Raw genomic sequence first — 4,259 nt, forward strand, 5'->3', positions numbered from 1 at the left:
CTCTCCCTCCACCAGCCGCCTCCTTATGAGCCTCCAGAAGGAGTCCAGCTAAACCGCTTGAGATCAGATCGCTACACGATCGAGACCGGACGCTTACGAACCAGGAGCGTTGCAACGCGTGCATGATGTCCTGGCTGAGGTTGGTCGCATCGACCCGCGGCTTGATGGTGATTTCGCTCGAAACACCGCGCACGCCGATGAGGCCATGAACATCGCGCATCGCGGCCTCGCGCTGGTAATGCGCGCCGACCCGCCCGGTCAGGGTCAGCCAACCATCGGCGACAGTGACCTTGACGCTGTCGCGCGGCACCGAGACGTCCCACGCCAGGCGCTCGACCGCGGCGGCCGCGATATCTTCATCGGTGCGTTTGATATGGACCGGCAGTTCCACGACGATGTCTTCGGCAACGCCGAACACGCCGCGGACGCGCCGCGTGATGGCCTCGGCGGCGTGCTTGTCGGCGTAGCTCTCGACATGGCCGCTCAGCGTGACGATGCCGGCCTTGGCGGTCACACCGATATGACCGGCGGTCACGCCCGGCTGCCAGTTCAGTTCCGCCATGACGCGCTGTTGCAATTGGGTATCGTCCGACATGTCCGTTCTCCGTGGTTGCAGATGATCGAATTCGAAACGTGCCCAAGGAACGGGCGCGGATCGTGCGGACCTGGTTATGCGCGGATGATCGGCCGGTGGCTTTGATACAGGTCAATGACCGCCAACCGGGCCAACGTTCGCTTGGCGGTGTTGCAACCCGCCGATCAAGAATGCAGGATGGACCAATCCGGCATCAGACCGGTTCGCAACCGCACGAGGAAACCGCCATGGCCAGCACGCTCCGCGCCGAAATCCCGGTCACCGAACTTCTCAAGAACGACCCGAAAAACTGGGGTCGCTGGGGCGCCGATGACGAGGTCGGCTCGCTCAACTTCCTCACCCCGGCCGAAGTCCTCCGCGGCGTCCAGGCCGTGAAACAGGGCAAAACCTTCACCCTGCAGGTCATGATGGGCCATCCCGCCGGCGACCCAGTCTGGCCGGGCCGCGCCCAACCGGTCCGCGTCAACGTCATGGACAAAGGCCACTACCTCTGCGGCAAAGGCCCGGTCTTCCCCGGCCACGCCGAATATGCCGACGACATGTTGATCATGTACCTCCAGGGCTCGACCCAGTACGACGCCCTCGGCCACGTCTGGTGCGACGACCAGCTCTATAACGGCTACGACGCCCGCACCACCGCCGGCAAAATGACCAAGGCCAGCGTCCTGCCCATCGCCGAACGCGGCATCGCCGGCCGCGGCATCCTGATCGACATCGCCCGCCATCGCGACAAGCAAGTCCTCGATCGCGGCGAAACCTTCACCCACGAAGACCTCCTGGCCGCCGCCGCCAAACAAGGCGTCACCATCGAAAAACACGACATCCTCCTCATCCGCACCGGCTGGATCGGCTCGTTCTACAACCGCGACAAGACCGAATTCTACCAGGATTTCATCGAACCCGGCCTGACCTACAGCCCCGAACTGGTCAAATGGTTCCACGAGATGGAAATCCCCAACCTGGTCACCGACACCATCGCCAACGAAGTCACCGCCGATCCCGTCTCCGGCGTCGTCCTGCCCCTCCACAACGCCCTGATGCGCAACCTCGGCGTCACCTTCACCGAAATCGCCGCCCTCGATGCCCTGGCCGACGATTGCGCGGCCGATGGCCAATGGACCTTCCTCTACACCGCCGCCCCCCTCAAAGTCGCCGGCGGCACCGGCGCGCCGGTCAATCCCGTGGTGATCAAATAGGGCAGGGGCCGCGCCAATGACCATCTACGACGACAAACCCTGGCTCGCCCTCTACGACCAAGGCCAACCCGCCACCATCACCCCCGACTTCACCGACGCCCTGGCGATGTTCCGCGCCGCCGCCGCCCGCGCGCCCGACCACCCCGCGATCCGCTATTTCGACGCGACCCTCACCTACGCCGAACTCGACGATCTGAGCGACCGCCTCGCCACCCACCTCACCACCAACGGCTTCACCCCAGGCGACCGCTTCGCCATCTTCCTCCAGAACGTCCCGCAATTCGTCATCGCCATCCTCGCCGCCTGGAAATCAGGCGGCATCGCCGTCGCCGTCAACCCGATGAACCGCGCCCGCGAAATCGCCATCCTGTTCGCCGATTGCACCCCCAAAGCCGTCATCTGCCACGACGAGACCTACCACGCCGTGTTCGACCCGCTCGACCCCACCCTCCGACCGAACATCGTCATCATCACCAGCGCCCTCGCGTTCCAGACCCGAAACGACCCCCGCCTGTTCGCCAACGCCACCCACCACCACTTCCCCGACACCACCGACTTCGCCGAAACCCTCAAAACCGCCCCCAACCCACCCCAAACCCCGCACTACCAACCCGCCGACATCGCCTTCCTGGTCTACACCTCCGGCACCACCGGCGTGCCCAAGGGTGCCATGAACACCCACGGCAACGTCACCTTCAACGCCCAGACCTATCGCGACTGGATCGAACTCGCCGAAGGCGCGCCCATCCTCGGCATCGCCCCCCTGTTCCACATCACCGGCCTGATCGGCCACGTCGCCGCTGGCTTCCTCACCGCCGCCCCGCTGATCCTGACCTACCGTTTCGAACCCGGCGTCATGCTCGACAGCATCGAGGAACACAAAGCCGCCTTCACCATCGGCGCCATCACCGCATTCATCGCCCTGATGAACCACCCAAGCGCCACCCCCGCAAAACTAACCTCGCTCACCAAAATCTACTCCGGCGGCGCCCCCATCCCCCCCAGCGTGGTCACCGCATTTCGCGAAAAATTCGGCCCCTACATCCACAACGGCTACGGCCTCACCGAAACCAACTCACCCACCCACGTCGTCCCCCTCTCGCGGCAAGCCCCCGTCGATCCCGCCTCCGGCGCCCTGGCCATCGGCGTCCCGGTCTACGACACCATCTCCTGGATCTGCGATGATGCCGGCACCCCCGTCGCCCAAGGCGAAATCGGCGAAATCGTCACCCAAGGCCCCATGATCGTCCCCGGCTACTGGAACAAACCCGACAAAACCGCCGAAGCCATCCGCAACCACCGCTTCCACACCGGCGACGTCGGATTCATGGACGAACAAGGCTGGTTCTACCTGGTCGATCGCAAGAAAGACATGATCAACGCCGCCGGCTACAAAGTCTGGCCCCGCGAAGTCGAAGACGTGCTCTACACCCACCCCGCCGTCCGCGAAGCCGCCGTAATCGGCGTGCCCGACGCCTACCGCGGCGAATCCGTCAAAGCCGTGATCAGCCTGAAACCCAACACCACCACCACCCAAGAAGACATCATCACCTTCTGCAAATCCCGCATGGCCGCCTACAAATACCCAAGAACCGTAACAATAATCCCCGACCTCCCCAAAACCGTCACCGGCAAGATTTTGCGGCGTGAGTTGAGGGAGTGAAGAGGGAAGCGAAAAGGAAGGAGTTCTTTTTTGAAAAAAAGAACCAAAAAACTTTTGTTTATTTTCCGTTTTAGCCTTGCCATATGGAATTCCCTTAAAAATGTTTGAAAAACAGGAGGGTATTGCTCGTCTGCACCGTGCGTAGCGGGGTAGGTGAAAAAAATACGTCGCTATAGCGCGACTCGGGGCGGACGAACTATCTTTCTTGTCGCAAATATGTATTCCGTATTCAGAATAGACGTGGGATCCCTGCTAACGGTTCCTACACCCACGAGCAAAAATCGAAGATTATCGGTCGGCCCATGGCTGAACTAAGTTTTTTGGATGACAGCAATTTCGGCTAACAGGTGATGACAAGAGGGTTACATGGAAGTCCATCTCGTAGCGGATACAAACCTATTCTTTGAGTGTAGAGAGTTGGAGTCTTTGCCATGGCACGAACTCGGGCGGGACCCTATTATCATCTTGCTAACTAAGCCAGTCCTCGACGAGATCGATGGTCACAAGAGAAGCAGCGGTAGGACGCGCACTCGGGCAATAGCGATATTCAGCCGTGTGCGAAAGATGTTGGCATCTTCTCTACAGGATGATGTCATCAGAGAATCGTCACCCAAGGTCATTTTGCGTCGGAAGGCTAACGTGGTGGCAAATCCGGCGCTAAAGGAGGTCCTTGATTATTCAAAGACCGACGAAAAGCTCATCGGTATAACCGTGCCTATCCGGTTAAGTCAGACACCCACTACATGTGGGGTGGACCCATGCTCCCGAATAAAGCTGGGCATAGGTTGGCGCCTCGGCGCCGCCC

At 61.1% G+C, this 4,259-nt stretch carries 4 protein-coding genes; 3 read left to right on the forward strand and 1 reads right to left on the reverse strand.

The annotated features are described in order from the left end of the window. Positions 1-595: BON domain-containing protein (locus B7X49_RS18220; protein ID WP_286705342.1), on the reverse strand; the 595-nt coding region annotated here is incomplete at its 3' end. Between the two features lie 170 nt (positions 596-765). Between B7X49_RS18220 and B7X49_RS18225 the strand changes: the two genes are divergently transcribed. The 3 genes from B7X49_RS18225 to B7X49_RS18235 form a co-directional block, all read left to right on the forward strand. Beyond that, positions 766-1,791, forward strand: a complete 1,026-nt coding sequence (locus tag B7X49_RS18225) for a cyclase family protein (RefSeq protein WP_286705343.1) — start codon at positions 766-768, stop codon at positions 1,789-1,791. A 16-nt stretch (positions 1,792-1,807) separates the two neighbouring features. Continuing rightward, positions 1,808-3,454 carry a class I adenylate-forming enzyme family protein gene (locus B7X49_RS18230; protein ID WP_286705344.1) on the forward strand — a complete coding sequence of 549 codons (1,647 nt, stop codon included), beginning with the start codon at positions 1,808-1,810 and terminating at the stop codon, positions 3,452-3,454. A gap of 366 nt (positions 3,455-3,820) precedes the next feature. Beyond that, positions 3,821-4,259, forward strand: a 439-nt coding sequence (locus B7X49_RS18235) for a hypothetical protein (RefSeq protein WP_286705345.1), incomplete at its 3' end; no start/stop codon positions are given.

This window comes from Acidiphilium sp. 34-64-41 (assembly GCF_002282635.1).
Classification (GTDB): Bacteria; Pseudomonadota; Alphaproteobacteria; order Acetobacterales; family Acetobacteraceae; genus Acidiphilium; species Acidiphilium rubrum.

What these genes read in the sequence shown, in the direction of transcription:
- B7X49_RS18225 (WP_286705343.1), top strand. Translation starts at nt 766, where the DNA reads ATGCAGGATGGACCAATCCGGCATCAGACCGGTTCGCAACCGCACGAG.
- B7X49_RS18230 (WP_286705344.1), top strand. Translation starts at nt 1,808, where the DNA reads ATGACCATCTACGACGACAAACCCTGGCTCGCCCTCTACGACCAAGGC.